This window comes from Plantactinospora sp. WMMB782, assembly GCF_049179135.1.
GTDB lineage: Bacteria > Actinomycetota > Actinomycetes > Mycobacteriales > Micromonosporaceae > Plantactinospora.
The window spans coordinates 4,703,158-4,720,396 of record NZ_JBMHMC010000007.1; the positions used below are offsets into that span (position 1 = coordinate 4,703,158).

Sequence of the window (17,239 nt, forward strand, 5' to 3'; positions counted from 1 at the left end):
CCACCATCGGCACCCGGAATGTGACCCTGCGGCGATACCATCAGCCACGTGCCGGGCCCGGTGGAACAGAGGCTCCTGCGTCAAGGGCTGGTCTACGCACTCGGCCTGCGCGTCGTCGTGATCGGTCTGTCCAGTGCGGCCTACCTGGCGCTCGCTCCGGTGCCCGACCGGGCGGTGGCGGTGACCGTGGTGGCCGCCTTCAACGGCTGGAGCCTGTGCTACGCCGCCGTCCTGGTGCGGGGTTCCGGGTCGGTCCGCCGTTGGCTGCCGCTCGCCGACGTCGCCGCGGTCTGCGCCGCCTGCCTGACCCAGCCCTGGACGGTCACCTCCGACCCGCGCGGGGGTGGGACCTGGATATTCGTCGCCGTGAACCTGGTCGTCGTCACCTATCCGTGGCAGCTCGGCTGGCGGTTGCTCGTCGGGGCCACGCTCTCGGTCGTGACCGCCTACTACGTCGGCGCGACGCTTGCCGATCCGGGTGGCTGGCTCGTCGACCCGTCGATCGGGCCCTGGACGGCCGCCGAGGCGGCGCTCTCCTGGGGGCTCTACCGGTTCGTCCGGCGAGGTGCCCGCGCCGCGGACCGCACTGTCGAACGCGCCGCGGAGCTGCGGCACGCCGCCGTCGTCGCGGCGGCGCGGCGGCGCGACGAACGCGAGTACCTGGCGGCACTGCACGACACCGCGGCCGCGACACTGCTGATGGTGGGCGGCGGCGTGGTCGCCCGGACCGAGCCGTGGCTCGCCGAGCAGGCCCGCCGCGACCTGCGGGAACTGCGGCGCTCCGAGGACGTGCTGCACGGCGAGGCGGACCTGGTCCCGCTGCTGCACGAGGTCGCCGACAACACTCTTCCGCACATCGCCTGGCAGACTCCCGACTCCCTGATGCTGCCGGCCGCGGACGCGGTCTCGCTCAGTCGCGGCGTGCGCGAGGCGTTGACGAACGTCGCCCGGCACGCCGGCACCGACCGGGCCGAGATCCGGGTGGAGCACGACCCCGAGCGGGTCACCGTGCAGATCACCGACCGGGGCCGCGGCTTCGACCCCGCCCGGGTCGGCGGCCACCGGTACGGGGTGACCCGATCACTCGTGGAGCGCATGATCCGGATCGGCGGCGCGGCGCGGATCCAGAGCCGTCCCGGCCAGGGTACGACCGTCACCCTCAGCTGTCCCCGTGCCGCCCCCGACCTCGGCGGCAACGACGAGGAGATCATCGCCGGCTCGTTCCAGCGCGGGCTGCGCTGGGCCGTCGTCGTGATGTCCCTGGCGATTCTCCTGTTCCTCGACCTGCCACGGCTGCTGTCCAGCCGCGAGGCGTACACCGCGTTCTGGCCCCAACTCGTCACCTGGGTCGGTCTGGTCACGGTGACCCTGGCCGTCGCCCTGGCCACCTGGCGCGACCGCCCGCTCGGCCGGTGGCGTCCGGCGCTGCTCGTGCTGGTCTTCGCGCTCTCCGCCCTGGCGACCGCGTCGGTGCGACCGGAATACCTGCTCGGCGCCGCGCACTGGTCGGAGGGGGACGCGGGCTGGCAGGTCGTACTGCTGATGATGGACGGCCGGATCTCCGCGTTCGTCGCCGTCCTCGCCGCGCACTACCTGCTGACGTTCGGCCAGGCCGCCGGAGCCGGCCAGGCCGCCCTGAGTGTTGCCGGGGCGGTGAGCGCCACCTGGGCCGTGCTCGCCTACCAGCTCGCGATCGCGATGATCGCCGCCGTCCTGCGGGGCATGGCGACCTCGTCCGCCCAGGCGCTGCGCGCCGCCGAACGGGTGCGTACCGCCGACGCGGTCGCCCGGCACCTGCACGCCGACCGGACCAGCAGACTCTCCGGGCTGGCGGCCACCGCCGTACCGTTGCTGGCGGGCCTCGCCTCCGGCGAGCTGGACCCGGGTGACGAGTCCGTGCGCCGGATGTGTGCGGCCGAAGCCGCCCGGATGCGCCGGCTCATCGCCACCGACGCCGCCGCCGACTCGCTCTCGCACGAGCTGCGGGCCTGCATCGAGCAGGCCGAGCGCAACGGCGTCGCGGTCTCCTTCGCGGAGTGCGGCACCCGCCCCGAGTTGCCGCCACTGGTCTGCCAGCGGCTCGTCGAGCCGGCCATCGCCGCCCTCGCCACCGCCCGTGGCAAGGCCCGGCTCACGGTCGCCAGTACCCGCGAGACGGTGACCGTCGACAGCATCCGCGAGACGGTGACCGTCAGCGTCGTCGCCGCGTGCGCGGCCCCACCGTCGATGCCCGACGGCGACGGGGTCCGGCAGTCCACCACCGTCGTCGGAGATCGCCTGTGGATCCAGGCCGCCTGGCAGGGAGAACGATGATCACTGCGGTAGTCGTGGACGACCATCCGGTGGTTCTCGCCGGGGTGCGTGCCTGGTGTGCGCTGGCCGATCCGCCGATCAGCGTCGTCGCCGCCGGTCCGACCGTCGCCGTCGCCTGGCTCGCCCCGGGCGACCGGGCCGACGTCGTCGTCCTCGACCTCCAGCTCGACGTCACCGGCCCCGCGTACGGCGACCTGAAGCGACTCGTCGACGCTGGCCGCCAGGTCGTCGTCTACAGCATGCGCAGCGACCGGGACAGCGTCCTGACCGCCCTCGACATCGGCGCCTTCACCTATCTGACCAAGGCCGAGGGGGAGGAGCACCTGGTGGCCGCCGTCACGGCCGCCGCGGCCGGGACGCCGTACACCCCGCCCGCCCTGGCCGGTGCCTTTGGCACCGACGAGCGTCCCCAGCGTCCGCGACTCTCCCCGCGCGAGCAGCAGGTGCTGATCGAGTGGTTCCACTCCGAGTCGAAGGAGATGGTCGCCCGCCGCCTCCGGCTCACCGTCCATCGGGTCAACTCCTGCCTCGAACGGGTACGCATCAAGTACGCCAACGTCGGCCGGGAGGCACCCACCAAGGCCGCCCTCGTCGCCCGCGCGTTGCAGGACGGCCTGATCACCACCGACGAACTCTGACGGCGAGGACGTAGGAGCGGGCACCCGGCCGGACGTGGTCCCCTGCCTGCCGCTCGACCAGGCCGGCAGAGGTGCCTCGGCGGCAGAGGGCAGAGGCTGCGACGGACGTCCGGCGGCGGTCAGGGAGAATGGCCGGGTGAGTTCCCCGCGCGAGATCGTCCTGCTCGGCTCGACCGGCTCGATCGGCACCCAGGCGATCGACATAGTCCGGCGCAACCCGGACCGGTTCCGGGTGGTCGCCCTCGGTGCCGGTGGCGGCAACGTGGCCCAGCTCGCCGCCCAGGCCCTCGAACTCGGGGTGGAGGCGGTCGGGGTGGCCAGAGCCTCCGCCGCGCAGGACCTGCAACTGGCCTTCTATGCCGAGGCGGGCAAGCGGGGCTGGTCCAGCGGCGACTTCAAGCTTCCGAAGATCATCGCCGGGCCGGACGCGATGACCGAGTTGGCCGAGTGGCCCGGCGACATCGTGCTCAACGGCGTCGTCGGCTCGCTCGGGCTGGCGCCGACCCTGGCCGCGCTGCGCGCCGGGCGTACGCTCGCGTTGGCCAACAAGGAGTCGCTGGTGGCGGGCGGTCCGGTGGTGCGGGCCGCGATCCAGCGCCCGGACCAGATCGTGCCGGTCGACTCCGAGCACTCGGCACTGGCCCAGTGCCTGCGCGGCGGCAGCCGGGCCGAGGTGCGCCGGCTGCTCCTGACCGCCAGCGGCGGCCCGTTCCGGGGCCGGCGGCGCGACGAGCTGACCCGGGTCACGCCCGAGCAGGCCCTCGCGCACCCGACCTGGAACATGGGGCCGGTGATCACGATCAACTGCGCCAACCTGGTGAACAAGGCGCTGGAGATGATCGAGACCCACGAGCTGTTCGGCGTGCCGTACGACCGGATCGACGTGGTGGTGCACCCCCAGTCGGTGATCCACTCGATGGTCGAGTTCGTCGACGGCTCCACCCTGGCCCAGGCCAGCCCGCCGGACATGCGACTGCCGATCGCGCTCGCCCTCGGCTGGCCGGAGCGGGTGCCGGACGCCGCCGGAGCGGTCGACTGGACCGCCGGACAGCAGTGGGACTTCGGCCCGCTCGACGAGTCGGCGTTCCCGGCCGTACGCCTGGCCAAGCAGGCGGGGGTGGCGGGCCGTTGCCGTCCGGCGCTCTACAACGCGGCGAACGAGGAGTGTGTCGCCGCCTTCCTCGCCGGCCGGCTGCCGTTCCTCGGCATCGTCGACACGCTCGAGCGGGTGTTGGAGGCGGCCCCGGATTTTGCCGAACCGGGTAACGTCGAGGAAGTGCTCGCCGCCGAGTCCTGGGCGCGGGCGCACGCCCAGGAGATCATCGCGGAAGCGGTGGAAGGAGCCTGATGCTGTATCTGCTCGGGGTGGTGGCGTTCGCCCTGGGGATCCTGATCTCGGTGAGCCTGCACGAGGCCGGGCACATGCTCGTGGCCAAGCGGTTCGGGATGAAGGTCACCCGCTACTTCGTCGGCTTCGGCCCCACCGTCTGGTCCTTCCGGCGCGGCGAGACGGAGTACGGTCTCAAGGCCATCCCGCTGGGCGGCTTCTGCAAGATCGTCGGCATGACGCCGCAGGACGACGACGTGGACCCGGCGGACGAGCCCCGGGTGATGTGGCGGTACCCGCTCTGGAAGCGGACCGCGGTGATGGCCGCCGGCTCGGTGGCGCACTTCATCCTCGCCATCGTCACCCTCTGGTTCGCCGCGATCTTCATGGGACTGCCGAATCCCGACTACCCGACGAACACCGCCGAGATCCGCAACGAGCCGGCCCGGATCGAGCTGGCGCCCTGCGTGGTCCAGCAGAACGAGGCCCGGGCCTGCCAGCCCGGCGACCCGGCCAGCCCGGCGGCCCAGGCCAACCTGCGCGACGGCGACGTGATCACGGCGATCGGCACCATCCCGATCGCCAACTGGGGCCAGATGCTGGACGCCATCCGGGCCACCAGGCCGGGACCGGTGGACGTGACCTTCCAGCGCGACGGCGCGACCCAGACCACCCGGGTCGACCTGGCCGAGGTGCAGCGTCCGCCGCAGGACCAGGCGGACGGCCCGGTCGGTCCGGTCTCGGCGCTCGGCGTCGGGCTCGGCACCCCGCCGACGATCACCTACAGCCCGATCGGCGCCTTCGGCGCCACCGCCGACTTCACCGGCGACATGGCGGTGAACACCGCCAGGGCGATCCAACGGCTTCCGCAGAAGATTCCGGCCCTGTGGGCGTCGATCACCGGCGAGGAGCGCGACATCGACACCCCGATCAGCGTGGTCGGGGCGAGCCGGCTCGGCGGCGAGGCCGTCCAGCACGGCCTCTGGGAGGTCTTCGTCCTCCTCTTCATCTCGCTGAACTTCTTCATCGGCGTGTTCAACCTGCTCCCGCTGCTGCCGATGGACGGCGGGCACATCGCCATCGCCTGGTTCGAACGGGCCCGGTCCTGGCTCTTCGCCCGGCTCGGCAAGCCCGACCCGGGGCGGGTCGACTATTTCAAGCTGATGCCCGTAACGTACGCTTTGATCCTGATCGGCGGTGCTTTCACGCTGCTCACCATCACCGCCGACGTGGTCAACCCGATAACCCTGATCCAGAGGTGAAGACAGTGACCGCCGTCAGCCTCGGCATGCCCGCCGTACCGCCGCCACCACTGGCGACCCGGCGGGCCAGCCGACAGATCAAGGTCGGTTCGGTGCTGGTCGGCGGTGGAGCGCCGGTGTCGGTGCAGTCGATGACCACCACGCTGACCGCCGACGTCAACACCACCCTCCAGCAGATCGCCGAGCTGACCGCCTCCGGTTGCCAGATCGTCCGGGTGGCGGTGCCGTCCCAGGACGACGTGGAGGCGCTGCCGGCGATCGCCAAGAAGTCGCAGATCCCGGTGATCGCCGACATCCACTTCCAGCCGAAGTACGTCTTCGCGGCGATCGACGCCGGCTGCGCGGCGGTCCGGGTCAACCCGGGCAACATCCGGCAGTTCGACGACAAGGTCAAGGAGATCGCGGCGGCGGCCTCGGCTGCCGGTACGCCGATCCGGATCGGCGTCAACGCGGGCTCGCTGGACAAGCGCCTGCTGGCCAAGTACGGCAAGGCCACCGCCGAGGCGCTCGTCGAGTCGGCACTGTGGGAGTGCTCGCTCTTCGAGGAGCACGGTTTCCGGGACATCAAGATTTCGGTCAAGCACAACGACCCGGTGGTGATGATCCGGGCATACCGGCAGCTCGCCGAGGCGTGCGACTATCCGCTGCACCTCGGGGTGACCGAGGCGGGGCCGGCGTTCCAGGGCACCGTCAAGTCGGCGGTGGCCTTCGGCGCGCTGCTCGCCGAGGGGATCGGTGACACCATCCGGGTCTCGCTCTCGGCGCCGCCGGTCGAGGAGATCAAGGTCGGCGCGGCCATCCTGGAGTCGCTCGGGCTGCGCGAGCGCGGCCTGGAGATCGTCTCGTGCCCGTCCTGCGGCCGGGCCCAGGTCGACGTCTACAAGCTGGCCGAGGAGGTCACCGCCGGTCTGGAAGGACTGCCGGTGCCGCTGCGGGTGGCGGTGATGGGCTGCGTGGTGAACGGTCCGGGCGAGGCCCGCGAGGCCGACCTCGGGGTCGCCTCCGGCAACGGCAAGGGGCAGATCTTCGTCAAGGGCCAGGTGATCAAGACTGTGCCCGAGGGGCAGATCGTGGAGACCCTGATCGAGGAGGCCGTCCGGCTCGCCGACGAGATGGGGGCCGAACTGCCCGAAGAGCTGCGCGACCTGGTCGTCAAGCCCACCGTGACGGTGCACTGACCGCAGTAGCCGACCCCGGGGCCGTGCTGCAGACCGCAGTAGCCGACCCCGGGGCATACTGCCGGCCGCAGCAGCCGACCCCGGGGGCGGTTGCAGACCGCAGCAGCTGACCCTGGCGCTGCCGCCGGGCAGACCTGGCGGTGGCGCCGCGCCCTCCGCCGTCCACCGTCTATCGACCGCACCGAGCCCGATAGCACAGGCGGGGCAGCTCTACAGTCTCCCGGCCGACCATCATGCGCCGGCCGACCATCATGCGCCGGCCGACCATCATGCGCCGGCCGACCATCATGCGCCGGTCGACCATCCTGCGTCCGGTCGACCATCCTGGCCGGGCGGCGCACCGACACACCGCGGCACCGCCGCCAGGCCCGACCTCGTCCCGCCGCCCGGCTTCGGCAGGGGAGCTATTCCGCCGACTCCGGCTCCGACTCGGCGAGGATCGCGTAGAGCTTGCGGCGGGTCTCGTCGAGCACCTGAGCGGCCCGCTCGCGCTGGTCGTCGGTGCCGGTCATCATGACCTGACGCAGCGCGTTCATCGCCTGGAAGCCGGCCTCCCGGATGTCGTGCCAGCTGTTGATGGTGTCCTGGGCGAACTCCGCCCACGGCGGCTGCGCGGCGGCCTGGGCCGCTTCCGCCTGCCCGGCCTCGGTGAGCCCGAAGCGGCGCCGTCCGCCGCCCGAGTCGGAGGTGCCGGCGATCAGGCCCTCATCCTCCAGCAGTTGCAGGGTCGGATAGATCGACCCCGGACTCGGTCGCCAGGCACCCCCGGTGCGCGAGTCCAACTCCTGGATCATCTCGTAGCCGTGCATCGGCCGCTCGGTCAACAGGGCCAGTACGGCGGCCCGGACGTTCGGCCGCCGGCCGCGGCCGCCGCCGCGTCCCCGGCCGCGACCATGTCCGCCGCCCCAACCGGGGCCGCCCGGCGGAAAGCCGAAACCTCGCATCCGTGTCTCGTGCATCGCGTGGAACCCTCGATGCCAACCCATCTGAGCCTCCTCAAGACTGTCGTTGATACCTCGACGATATATCGGCAGACTATCGGCGACAACACATCGATCCAGCGAAGAGAGATGGGTGACCCAAATCACACTGCCGGCGCCGGCCCCAGTGGGGTCGACGCCGGCAGAGGGCGTTTCGCTTACCCGGTTCCTGCGGCGGTCAGGACGCCGTGCAGGCAGCGGTGGGCAGGCTGTTGGTGCCGTTCCAGGTGCCGAGGAGCCCGAACGTGGCGCTGGCACCGGCTCCCAACGCCCCGTTGTGCGCGGCATTCGTCGCGGTCACCGCCGCACCACTGCTGGTGACCGTGGCATCCCAGGACTGGTTGACCGTCTGGCCGTTGGCGAACGTCCAGTTGACCCGCCAGCCGCTGATCGCTGACGAACCGGCGGTGACCCGGACACTGGCCTGGAAGCCGCCGGTCCACTGGCTGACGATGCTGTAGGCCGCCGTACACGTGCGGCCGGAGGCCGGTGGGGTGGTGGCCGGCGGGGTCGGCGGCCTGGTGGTGGCCGGCGGGGTGGTCGGCGGGCTGGTCGGCCCGCCGGTGCCCCAACCGCCGGTGGTGTCCAGCCAGTTCGCCCGCTGGAACATCCAGTCCCGCATGTACTGCACCTGTCCCTGCCAGGTCGGCGAGGTCGGGGTGATGAACGGGCCGAGCATCCGGGTGCTCAGGTTCGGCCAGCGCTGGAAGTTGCGCTGTGCGGCCGCGGTCAGCGGGGCGGTCAGCCGGTCGATCCGGGCCTGGAGTTGAGCGTTGGAGAACAGCCCCCGACGCAGTTCCTGCCAGCGCGCCTTCACCCGGTCGACGAACCCCGGATCCTGGATCAGCCGCTGAAACCAGTCGTTCGCGCTCGGGCTACGGGTCTGCAGGTACTGCCAGCCGGCGATCTGGTCGTTCTGGAAGTAGCCACCCACCCCGAAGGTCAGGTCGAAGTCCCAGAGCGGGCCGGCGACGATCTTGCTGTCCCGGTCCTTGTAGAAGTACGCGCTGCGCAGGTACGCGTCCATGCCCCGGGTCAGCTCGTTGACGATGAGCATGTCCACCCAGGAGTCGACGTCGATGAAGGAGGGATAGCCGGTCGCCGGATCGGCGAAGTTGGGACTTCGCAACACGTCGTGGAACTGCTGGAGGTGTTGTCGGAGCCACTCCCGCTGGGCGGGTTGCAGCGGGTCCGGGTCGACCACCTCGAGGTAGTGCCAGCAGGTGGCGTCGGCGCCCTGGCAGGGCAGGATCGGCTCCTCGGCCGCCAGCCACTCGAACTTGAAGATGTAACCTCCGGTGATCTTCGGCAGCGTGACGTCCTCCTCGTCGAGCTGCTTCAGGTCGAGCCGGTTCTTCGAGTTCTTGATGGTCTCGATGATCAGATAGACCCCGAGGTAGTCGTTCGCGGCCACCGGGTTCGCGTCGGTGTTCACGTACACCTCGGCGAAGGCGTAGCGGGAGGCGTACAGGCCCATGTCCTGGCCGAGACCGTGCACGAAGGCGTCCCGGATCAGCGCCTTGTCGGTGTACGGCCCGCGCAGCACCCAGTCCGAGTCCGCCGGCATGCCGAGCAGCGGCAGGTCGACGTCGTCGTCGGCGTTGTCCCGCAACTCCAGCCGGTACGGCGTCTTCGGGAACGTCGCACTTGACTGTCCGCGCAGGTGGAAGCCGCCCCGGCTGACCAGGCTCGGCGCGGCGGAGAGCGACGTCGTTCCGTTCACCGGCGAGAACTGCATGACGGCGGTGTCGACGTACTCCCGCCCCGGTGCGCCGGCCCCGTACGCGTCGAGGAGCAGTACCGGCAGGTCGTGGGCGGTGTTGACGGCGCGGGCGACGTACATGGCGGTGCCGGGTTCGCCGGTCGGGGCACCGTTCAGGTATGCCTGGGCCCGCACCTGGGTGCTGCGGGTGAAGGTCAGCGGCGTGCCGGAGTAGACCGGCGAGCTGGCGGCCGGCGGTTGGCCGTTCGTGGTGTACCGTACCTCCGCCCCGGCCACCGTGCTGCCCAGCGCGACCGAGACCTGGCCCTGGAAGGTGCCGCTCGGCACCGAGAAGGTGATGTCGCCGGTCGGGTCGGCCTGGGCCGCGACCGCCGCGTCGGTCGCTGGCGGGGCGGCCGCCCCGCCGCCGCTGCGCGCCGACGTGTCCTGGGCGGTCTGGACCGGTCGGTCCTCGCGGGCCTGGGCGGGTCCGGCCGCCGGGCCCAGTGCGGCGGCGACCAGGACGCCCGCCAGCAGATAGCCGAATCTGCGCATTTTCGCTACTCCGTTCCGGTGCTGCTCGGGGGACGGACCGTGCTCGCCACCAGGCTGAAGTCGACCCGTTCGACTTCGGACCGGGCAGCCTGGCCGTCGGTGGGGGCCCCGAGAAGGGTGAAGTGCCGGCGCAGGGTTCGGCGCCAGGGTGCGGACGGCAGCTCCGGTCGGAGTGCGGCCAGTCCGGTGGCGTACTTGGAGATCCGTACCGGCCGGTGGCCGCGCGCCCAGAGCAGGCGGTCCACGCAGGACGCGGTGGAACCGGTCTTGGTCTCGATCACCGCCAGCTCGGGGAGCCGGAGCGGACCGGAGTCGCCCTCCCAGGTCAGGTCGGTGTCGATTGTCACCCGGCTCACCGTGGCGGCGAGGAAGAGCGTGCTGCGCCGGTAGCGGGTGACCAGGACGGGGGCGAAGACCCGGTCACCGACCTCGATCGACTCCCTGGCCAGTACGTCGTCGACGAACTGCCGCCCGGGGGAGAGGCTCGTCTCGTGGTCCGGCCGGTACGGCAGCCGGTCCTTGACGGTGTTGCCCCGGGGGCCCTGGGTCTTCACCTCCAGCCAGCACTCCGCCGAGTCGAGGTAGGTCCGGGTGCGTACCTTGAACCGACGGCGACGCCGCTGGGCGGTGAGCAGGTAGCTGGTCAGTTCCGGGGTGTCGAAGTAGACCGAGCGGTAGCCGAAGCAGCGCTGCCCGGCGATCTCCAGGACCATGGTGTCCGAGCCGACCTGGCCGATGACCGACCGCGCCTCGTCGATCGGAAGGACGTACTTGCGGTCCACCCGGGTCTGCAACGCGGCGCGTTCGGTGAGTTCGGCGAGTCCGATCGACTTCAGGTGCGCCGGTGGGGCGCAGCCGGCGGCGGTGGTCATCGCGACACCCCGCTGGTGGCCACCTCGACGTTGCGGACCGCCCGCTGGACCGCCGGGTAGGAGTACCGCACGTCGACCAGGGTGGTGTCGTTGACCAGGTCGAGGCGCTGGACGCTGGCCGAGTGCACCCGGGCGCCGAGCTTCTGTTCGAGGTAGGCGACCAGCGCGACGTGGTCGGTGATGGCCGAGTCGAGGAACATGCTCTGCCGCCGGTAGCTGCGGAACAGCCGGGGGTGGTCGCCGACGAACATCACGATCAGGATCAGGGCCATCATGGTCGGGACCTGCCAGGCCGGCCCGCCGCCGAGGGCGGAGAGGATGCCGAGGGCCAGCGCGGAGAAGTAGTACGCCACCTCGTGCTGGTCGAGCTCGGTGGAGCGGAGCCGGATGATGGAGAGCACCCCGAAGAGCGCCAGTCCGAGGCCCAGGCCGGTGCCGGCGCTGCTGGTGCCGAGCGAACTCGCCACCGCCATCACCCCGATGTTGACACCGAGGTACGCGGCGACCAGGTCTCGGCGCCGGTGGCGGGGGAAGTAGAGCCCGAACACGAGCAGGATCACTGCGACGATGTCCGCCGCAAAGAGGGCGAGTTGGGGCATGGGTCCTGTCCTCCTGGATATCATCCGGTGGCCGGTAGGTAAACGGACGCCGGCTACCAGATTACATTGAAGGGCTTCGATACTGACCCGTGACCTTCGCTAACACCTTGTAACAGGTTTTATTCACCCTTGTCTATCCTAAGGGTCACCTCCCGCCAACCGGGACGGCGGCCCCCGCCCGGGTGGGTCCGGGCGGGGGCCGCCGCGATCGGGTTACGCCGGTCCGGCCGGACCGGTCGGCCCCGGGATCAGACCGAGCCGAAGACCGACAGCCCCGGAAGCGCCCGGTCGCCGTAGTCGAAGAGCGCCTGGTTCTCCCAACCGTTGCCCGAGGACGGGTTGGTCGGGTCCCAGCCGTTGCCGGGCACCGCCGTCCAGGTCGGCTCCCAGTAGAAGACTCCCAGGCCCCGGCCGTTCGGCACCGAACGGACGACGTCGAAGACCGCCCGCAACGCGTCGGCCTGGCCCTGCGGGGTGGCCGGATAGCCGCCGGCCTGTTGCAGCGAGGAGTTGAAGATGTTCGGCTCGCCGTCGTCGGCGTTCAGGGTGAAGCCGTACGCGGTCTCGGCGACCAGCACCGGCCTGCCGTACCGGGCGGCGAGGTCGTTGAGGTTGGCCTGCAGGCTGCCCAGCGAGCCGTGCCAGTACAGGTAGTGCGACACCCCGATCACGTCGAACGGCACACCCCGCGAGGTGGCCTGGTCGAACCACCACCTGTGCTGCGAGTTGTTGCCGCCCTCGGCGAGGTGCAGCAGCACCTGGGTGGAGCCGTTCACCGCCTTCACCGCGTTGCTGCCGGCGGTGAGCAGGGCGGCCAGGTTGGCCCAGTTGTCGCTCCGCCCGTCCGGCCAGAGCATGCCGTCGTTGATCTCGTTGCCGACCTGCACCATGTCGGCCGTCGTACCCTGCGCCCTGAGGGCGTTCAGCACGTCGTACGTGTGGTTGTAGACCGCGTCCCGGAGCTGGTTGAAGTTGTAGCCGCTCCAGGCGGCGGGCTTGTTCTGCTTGCCCGGGTCGGCCCAGCTGTCCGAGTAGTGGAAGTCGATCAGCAGCCGCATCCCCTGCGCCTTGACCCGGCTGGCCATGGTCAGCACCCGGGCCTTGTTGTTGTAGCCGTCGGCGGGGTTGACCCAGACCTTCAGCCGGGCGTAGTCGACGCCGCCCGCGCGCAGCAGTTGCAGCGGATCGCGCTGGTTGCCGGCGGCGTCCCGGTAGACCCCGCCGCGGTCCTGACTCTTGAGCAGGGTGGAGACGTCGGCGCCGCGGATCGAGATGTTGCCGCCCGGATTGCCGGTGCCGCCCCCGGTGAACTCCACGTCGTCCACGTTGATCCAGTTGCCGGCGCGGGCGTCCGAGACCACCGCCGCCGTGCACCGCCCGCCGCTGACCTGGGCGGTCACCGAGATCTGGGTCCAGTTGGAGGTGGTCGGGATGTTCGCCCGCTGCTCGGCGCCGCCACAGTCGCGCAGCGCCAGGTACGCGGCGACCTGGCCGCCGCCGGAGCGGATCCAGGCCCGCAGCGTGTACGACCCGGAGGCCAGCCCGGTGAGCTGCTGGTACGTCTCGACCCGGTAGGCGCCGGAGGCCCAGTGCGACAGCCGGTAGTTGCCGGAGCGCCCACCGGCCTCGGTGAAGCTGGCACTCTGCTGGCCGGAGCCGGACGACTCGGACCAGCCCGGCGGGCTCTGGCTGGCCCCGGAGGACTCGAAGCCCGGGTTGCCGATGGTGGCGGCGGCGCGCACCGGACCCGGTGCGGGACCGGCGACCAGACCGGCGGCGAGCAGTACGGCGGCGGCCGTACGGAGCGGATGGGACGGACCGCTCATCGGGATTCCTTCCGTCGAGGGGATCAGGTGGTCCTCATCGGGCGGCGCCGCCGAGCACCCGCAGTCCGGGCAGCGCCCGACCGGAGTAGTCGAAGAGCGCCTGGTTCTCCCAGCCGTCCCCGGAGGACGGGTCGGCCGGATCCCAGCCGGCCCCGTCGACAGCCGTCCAGGTCGGCTCCCAGTAGAAGAGACCGAGCGCACCCGGCACGGCGGCGACGGTGTTCACCATGTCGCGGATCGCCTCGGCCTGCCCGGTCGGGGTGGCCGGATAACCGCCGGCCTGTTGCAGAGCGGCGTCGAAGATGTTCGCCTGGTGGTCGTGCTCGGCAAGGGTGAAGCCGTACCCGGTCTCCACCACAAGCACCGGCCTGCCGTACCGGGCGGTCAGGTCGCGGAGGTTGGCCTGGAGCGCGCCGAGCGGGCCGTGCCAGTACGTGTAGTGCGAGACGGCGATCAGGTCGAACGGCACGCCCCGGCTGACCGCGTTGTCGAACCACCAGCGGTGGCCACCGTTGTTTCCGCCCTCGGCCAGGTGCAGTGCGACAGTCGTGCCCGGTGCGGCGTCGGTGACCGCGGTACTGGCGGCGGTGAGCAGCGCGGCCAGCCCGTCCCAGTTGTCCCAGCGCCCGTCCGGCCAGAGCATCCCGCCGTTGATCTCGTTGCCGACCTGCACAATGTCGGCCGGGGTGCCCTGCCGGCGCAGGCTTTCCACCACGTCGTGGGTGTGCGCGTAGACCGCCTCGCGTAGCTGGTCGAAGGGCAGGTCGGCCCAGGCGGCCGGCTTGAACTGCTTGCCCGGGTCGGCCCAGGTGTCCGAGTAGTGGAAGTCGACGAGCAGCCCCATGCCGAGCGCCCTGGCCCGGCGGGCCTTGGTCAGTACGTCCGCCTTGTCGCTGAACCCGTCGGCCGGGTCCACCCAGACCTTCAGTCGGGCGTGGTTGACCCCGTTGTGGGCGAGGATCCGCAGCGCGTCCCCGGGCCGCCCGGCGCGATCGGCGTAGACCGCGCCGTGGTGCTCGTTCTTGGTCAGGTGCGAGACGTCGGCTCCGGCGATCCGCAGCGCGGGGGCACCGGCCGGCCGGCTGGCCGGCGCGACGGTGAGGTCGTCGAAGTGCGCCCAGTCCCCGGCGTCGCCGTCGGAGACCAGCGCCACGGTGCACCGGCCGGTGCTGACCCGGGTGGTGACGGCCACCTCCACCCACCACTCGGGACCGGTGCGGGGCAGGTCAACCCGCCGGCCCGGGCCGCCGCAGCCGGTCAGCGCGACGTACCCGTCGCGCTGGCCGCCGCTGGCGCGTACCGAGACCCGCAGCGTGTGGTCGCCCCGGCGTAACCCGGTGAGCCGCTGGTAGGTCTCGACCCGGTAGGGCCGGTCGGAGCGGTGGGTGAGCCGGTTCGCCCCGCTTCGGCCGCCCGGCTCGACGAAGCTGGCGGAGCGCTGGCCACGCGCGGACCAGCCGGTCGGGGACCCGTCGGGGGCAACCGCCTCGAACCCCGGATTCAGTACCGCCGCCGGACTGCCGGGTTCGGCCGCCGCCGCTCGACCTGGATCGGGTACGACCACGGCGGCGACGAGCGCGAGGGCCCCGAGGGCGAGTTTGCTCTTCGGCATCAGTGCACGTTCCTCCTCGACGGACACCGGGGCGACGCGTGCTTGTCCCGGCAACTGGCTGGGAGCGCTCACAGCCCGTTCTCTCTCGTCCTGAACTGGCAGTACCGACGATCTTCCGAAGGATATCGACGAAGTGCGTTGTGAGCGCTCACGGAACCATCACGGTGGATCGATGTCAAGAGGTAACGGTGCGAGCGCCTGGTCAGCCGCGCAGCACGCGTACGCCGCCGGCCGGCACCCGGCAGGCGCCCCGGTGGAAGGAGCCGTCCAGCAGGTCGGTGCCGGTGGTGCCGGGCAGTTCCACCTCCCGGTCGGTGTGGTTGATCGCGACCAGGAACCGGCTGCCGTCGGCTCCGGCCCGGCGGACGAGTTCCACCCCCGCGGGCGCCCCGTCCGGCGGGACCAGTCCGGCGTCCCGGTACGCCGCCCGGAGCACCGGGGCCAGGTTGGCGGCGTCGAGCCGGGTGGAGACGTACCAGGCGTGCCCGGACCCGAAGGCGTGCCGGGTCACCGCCGGCCCGCCGGCGGCCGGACCGTCCAGATAGCTCAGCACCGGTGTGGCGCCGTCCGGCACGACCACCTCGGCCCAGACGTCCCCGACCAGCTCCCCGGCCGGGTCGTCGCCGTCGGCGCCGAGCCGGACGGTCTCGCCGGACCGCAGCGGCAGGAACTCCTGCACGCCCAACCCGAGCAGCTCGCGCAGCGCCCCCGGGTGCCCGCCGGGGTGGACGGCGTCGTCGGCGTCAGCGATGCCGGAGAAGTACGAGACCAGCAGCGTGCCGCCGCCCGCCACGTACCGGCGCAGGTTCTCCGCCGCGGCCGGGGTGGTCAGGTACAGGCTCGGCACCACCACCAGCCGGTAGCCGTCGAGCGCCCGCTCCGGGTGCGCGAAGTCGACAGTGAGCCGGTCCCGCCAGAGCCGCTCGTAGTAGGCGGCCATCCGCTCCCGGTAGTCCAGGTCCACCGAGGGCCGCCAGTCCAGCTCCAGCGCCCACCAGGACTCCCAGTCCCAGAGCACCGCCGCGTCGGCGACCACCCGGGTGCCGCGCAGCGGTTCCAGGCTGGGCAGGTCGGCGCCGAGCGCCACCACCTCGCGCCAGATCCGGGTGTCGGTGCCGCCGTGCGGCAGCATCGCGCTGTGGAACTTCTCGGCACCGAACCGGGACGCCCGCCACTGGAAGAAGAGCGCCGACTCGGCACCCCGGGCCAGGTGGGCCAGGCTGTTGCGGCGCAGCTCGCCGGGACGCTTGGCGATGTTGCGCGGCTGCCAGTTCACCGCCGAGGTGGCGTGCTCCATCAGCAGCCAGGGTCGGCCGCCGGCCACCGCCCGGGTCAGGTCGGCGCACATGGACAGCTCGATGTGGTTGTCCGGCTCCTCGGCCCGCAGGTAGTGGTCGTTGGAGACCACGTCCACCTCGGCGGCCCAGCGCCAGTAGTCGATCGTCTTGCAGTTGGCGATCATGAAGTTGGTGGTCACCGGCACGCCGGGACAGAGCCGGTGCAGGATGTCCCGCTCCCGCCGGAAGTTGGCCAGGTGGGCGTCGGAGGAGAAACGCAGGAAGTCGAGCTGCTGGGTCGGGTTGACCGAGGTCGGCGCGGCGTACGGCGGCTCGATCTCGGCCCAGTCGGAGTAGCGCTGGCCCCAGAAGGTGGTGCCCCATGAGGCGTTGAGCCGGTCCAGGTCGTCGCCGTGCCGGTCGCGCAGCCAGGCCCGGAACGCCTCGGCCGAGGTGGCGCAGTAGCAGAGCGCGTTGGCGCCGCCGTACTCGTTGTGCGAGTGCCAGAGCACCAGCGCCGGATGCCCGGCGTAGCGGCGGGCGAGCTGCTCGGTGATCCGCGCGCTCGCCTCGGCGTACGCGGGCGAGCTGGGACAGAACGACTGCCGCGCCCCGCCGCCGAGGGTCGCCCCGTGCCGGTCGACGAGCCGGGCCTGCGGGTGACGGCGCCGGAACCAGGCCGGCGGTACGGCGGTCGGGGTGGCCAGGTCGACGCCGATCCCGCCGTCGTGCAGCAGGTCGAGCAGCCGGTCGAACCAGCCGAACTCGAACTCTCCCTCGGCGGGTTCGAGCAGCGCCCAGGCGAAGATTCCGACGCTCACCAGGTTCACCCCGGCGACCCGCATCAGCTCGACGTCCTCGACCCAGACGGATTCCGGCCACTGCTCGGGGTTGTAGTCGCCGCCGTAGGCCAGCCGGGCCAGTCGGGGCAGCGGCCCGGCCCGGCCGGCGGAGTCCCCGGCGGCGGCCACGAGTTGCGGGGTCTGACTCATGCGGGCTCTCCGTACTGTGTGCGCTCCCAACAGTAGTGCGCATGATTGCACACGGATCTACAAGGCGAGCACGTACTGAACCGTGTCTTGACATGATCGATCGCCG

General features: G+C 71.6%; 12 protein-coding genes. 5 read left to right on the plus strand and 7 right to left on the minus strand.

The features are described from left to right. Window positions 1-60: 60 nt before the first annotated feature. The 5 genes from ACN28A_RS23360 (at window position 61) to ispG (ending at window position 6,718) form a co-directional block, all read left to right on the plus strand. On the plus strand, window positions 61-2,313 hold the full coding sequence (locus ACN28A_RS23360; RefSeq protein WP_421398026.1) for an ATP-binding protein: 2,253 nt from the start codon (window positions 61-63) through the stop codon (window positions 2,311-2,313). Beyond that, window positions 2,310-2,951: a response regulator gene (locus ACN28A_RS23365; protein ID WP_421398028.1), complete on the plus strand. Its 642-nt coding sequence runs from the start codon at window positions 2,310-2,312 to the stop codon at window positions 2,949-2,951. Before ACN28A_RS23360 ends, ACN28A_RS23365 begins: the two co-directional genes overlap by 4 nt. A gap of 136 nt (window positions 2,952-3,087) precedes the next feature. Further along, a complete protein-coding gene (gene dxr / locus ACN28A_RS23370; protein WP_421398031.1) occupies window positions 3,088-4,299 on the plus strand; it encodes a 1-deoxy-D-xylulose-5-phosphate reductoisomerase in 1,212 nt (403 codons plus the stop codon). Continuing rightward, window positions 4,299-5,540, plus strand: coding sequence for a M50 family metallopeptidase (locus ACN28A_RS23375; protein WP_421398033.1), 1,242 nt, complete (start codon window positions 4,299-4,301; stop codon window positions 5,538-5,540). Before dxr ends, ACN28A_RS23375 begins: the two co-directional genes overlap by 1 nt. Window positions 5,541-5,545: 5 nt before the next feature. Continuing rightward, complete coding sequence (gene ispG, locus ACN28A_RS23380; protein ID WP_278060299.1) at window positions 5,546-6,718, plus strand: flavodoxin-dependent (E)-4-hydroxy-3-methylbut-2-enyl-diphosphate synthase; 1,173 nt, start codon at window positions 5,546-5,548, stop codon at window positions 6,716-6,718. A 404-nt stretch (window positions 6,719-7,122) separates the two neighbouring features. Here ispG and ACN28A_RS23385 read toward each other — a convergent pair whose 3' ends face one another. The 7 genes from ACN28A_RS23385 to ACN28A_RS23415 all read right to left on the minus strand — a co-directional run bounded on the left by ACN28A_RS23385 (window position 7,123) and on the right by ACN28A_RS23415 (window position 17,133). After that, window positions 7,123-7,704 carry a PadR family transcriptional regulator gene (locus tag ACN28A_RS23385; RefSeq protein WP_421398036.1) on the minus strand — a complete coding sequence of 194 codons (582 nt, stop codon included), beginning with the start codon at window positions 7,702-7,704 and terminating at the stop codon, window positions 7,123-7,125. 172 nt (window positions 7,705-7,876) lie between these two features. Then, a complete protein-coding gene (locus tag ACN28A_RS23390; RefSeq protein ID WP_421398038.1) occupies window positions 7,877-9,955 on the minus strand; it encodes a CotH kinase family protein in 2,079 nt (692 codons plus the stop codon). Between the two features lie 5 nt (window positions 9,956-9,960). After that, entirely contained in the window at window positions 9,961-10,827 is an 867-nt protein-coding gene (locus ACN28A_RS23395) for a polyphosphate polymerase domain-containing protein (RefSeq protein ID WP_421398040.1), read from the minus strand. Next, window positions 10,824-11,426 carry a DUF4956 domain-containing protein gene (locus ACN28A_RS23400; RefSeq protein ID WP_421398042.1) on the minus strand — a complete coding sequence of 201 codons (603 nt, stop codon included), beginning with the start codon at window positions 11,424-11,426 and terminating at the stop codon, window positions 10,824-10,826. Before ACN28A_RS23400 ends, ACN28A_RS23395 begins: the two co-directional genes overlap by 4 nt. Window positions 11,427-11,674: 248 nt before the next feature. Continuing rightward, the gene (locus ACN28A_RS23405) at window positions 11,675-13,252 is read right to left on the minus strand and encodes a glycoside hydrolase family 53 protein (protein ID WP_421398044.1); all 1,578 of its coding nucleotides are present in this window, start codon (window positions 13,250-13,252) and stop codon (window positions 11,675-11,677) included. A 34-nt stretch (window positions 13,253-13,286) separates the two neighbouring features. Then, on the minus strand, window positions 13,287-14,864 hold the full coding sequence (locus tag ACN28A_RS23410; RefSeq protein ID WP_421398046.1) for a glycoside hydrolase family 53 protein: 1,578 nt from the start codon (window positions 14,862-14,864) through the stop codon (window positions 13,287-13,289). Between the two features lie 202 nt (window positions 14,865-15,066). Continuing rightward, window positions 15,067-17,133 (minus strand): beta-galactosidase, encoded by a 2,067-nt coding sequence (locus tag ACN28A_RS23415; RefSeq protein ID WP_421398049.1) that lies wholly within the window; start codon window positions 17,131-17,133, stop codon window positions 15,067-15,069. Window positions 17,134-17,239 lie beyond the last annotated feature (106 nt).

Excerpts from the sequence above, each read along its gene's own strand:
- ACN28A_RS23410 (WP_421398046.1), bottom strand. The coding sequence starts at position 14,864 with ATGCCGAAGAGCAAACTCGCCCTCGGGGCCCTCGCGCTCGTCGCCGCC.
- ACN28A_RS23400 (WP_421398042.1), bottom strand. The coding sequence starts at position 11,426 with ATGCCCCAACTCGCCCTCTTTGCGGCGGACATCGTCGCAGTGATCCTG.
- ACN28A_RS23390 (WP_421398038.1), bottom strand. The coding sequence starts at position 9,955 with ATGCGCAGATTCGGCTATCTGCTGGCGGGCGTCCTGGTCGCCGCCGCA.
- ACN28A_RS23385 (WP_421398036.1), bottom strand. The coding sequence starts at position 7,704 with ATGGGTTGGCATCGAGGGTTCCACGCGATGCACGAGACACGGATGCGA.
- ACN28A_RS23375 (WP_421398033.1), top strand. The coding sequence starts at position 4,299 with ATGCTGTATCTGCTCGGGGTGGTGGCGTTCGCCCTGGGGATCCTGATC.
- ACN28A_RS23415 (WP_421398049.1), bottom strand. The coding sequence starts at position 17,133 with ATGAGTCAGACCCCGCAACTCGTGGCCGCCGCCGGGGACTCCGCCGGC.
- ACN28A_RS23365 (WP_421398028.1), top strand. The coding sequence starts at position 2,310 with ATGATCACTGCGGTAGTCGTGGACGACCATCCGGTGGTTCTCGCCGGG.
- ACN28A_RS23405 (WP_421398044.1), bottom strand. The coding sequence starts at position 13,252 with ATGAGCGGTCCGTCCCATCCGCTCCGTACGGCCGCCGCCGTACTGCTC.
- ACN28A_RS23395 (WP_421398040.1), bottom strand. The coding sequence starts at position 10,827 with ATGACCACCGCCGCCGGCTGCGCCCCACCGGCGCACCTGAAGTCGATC.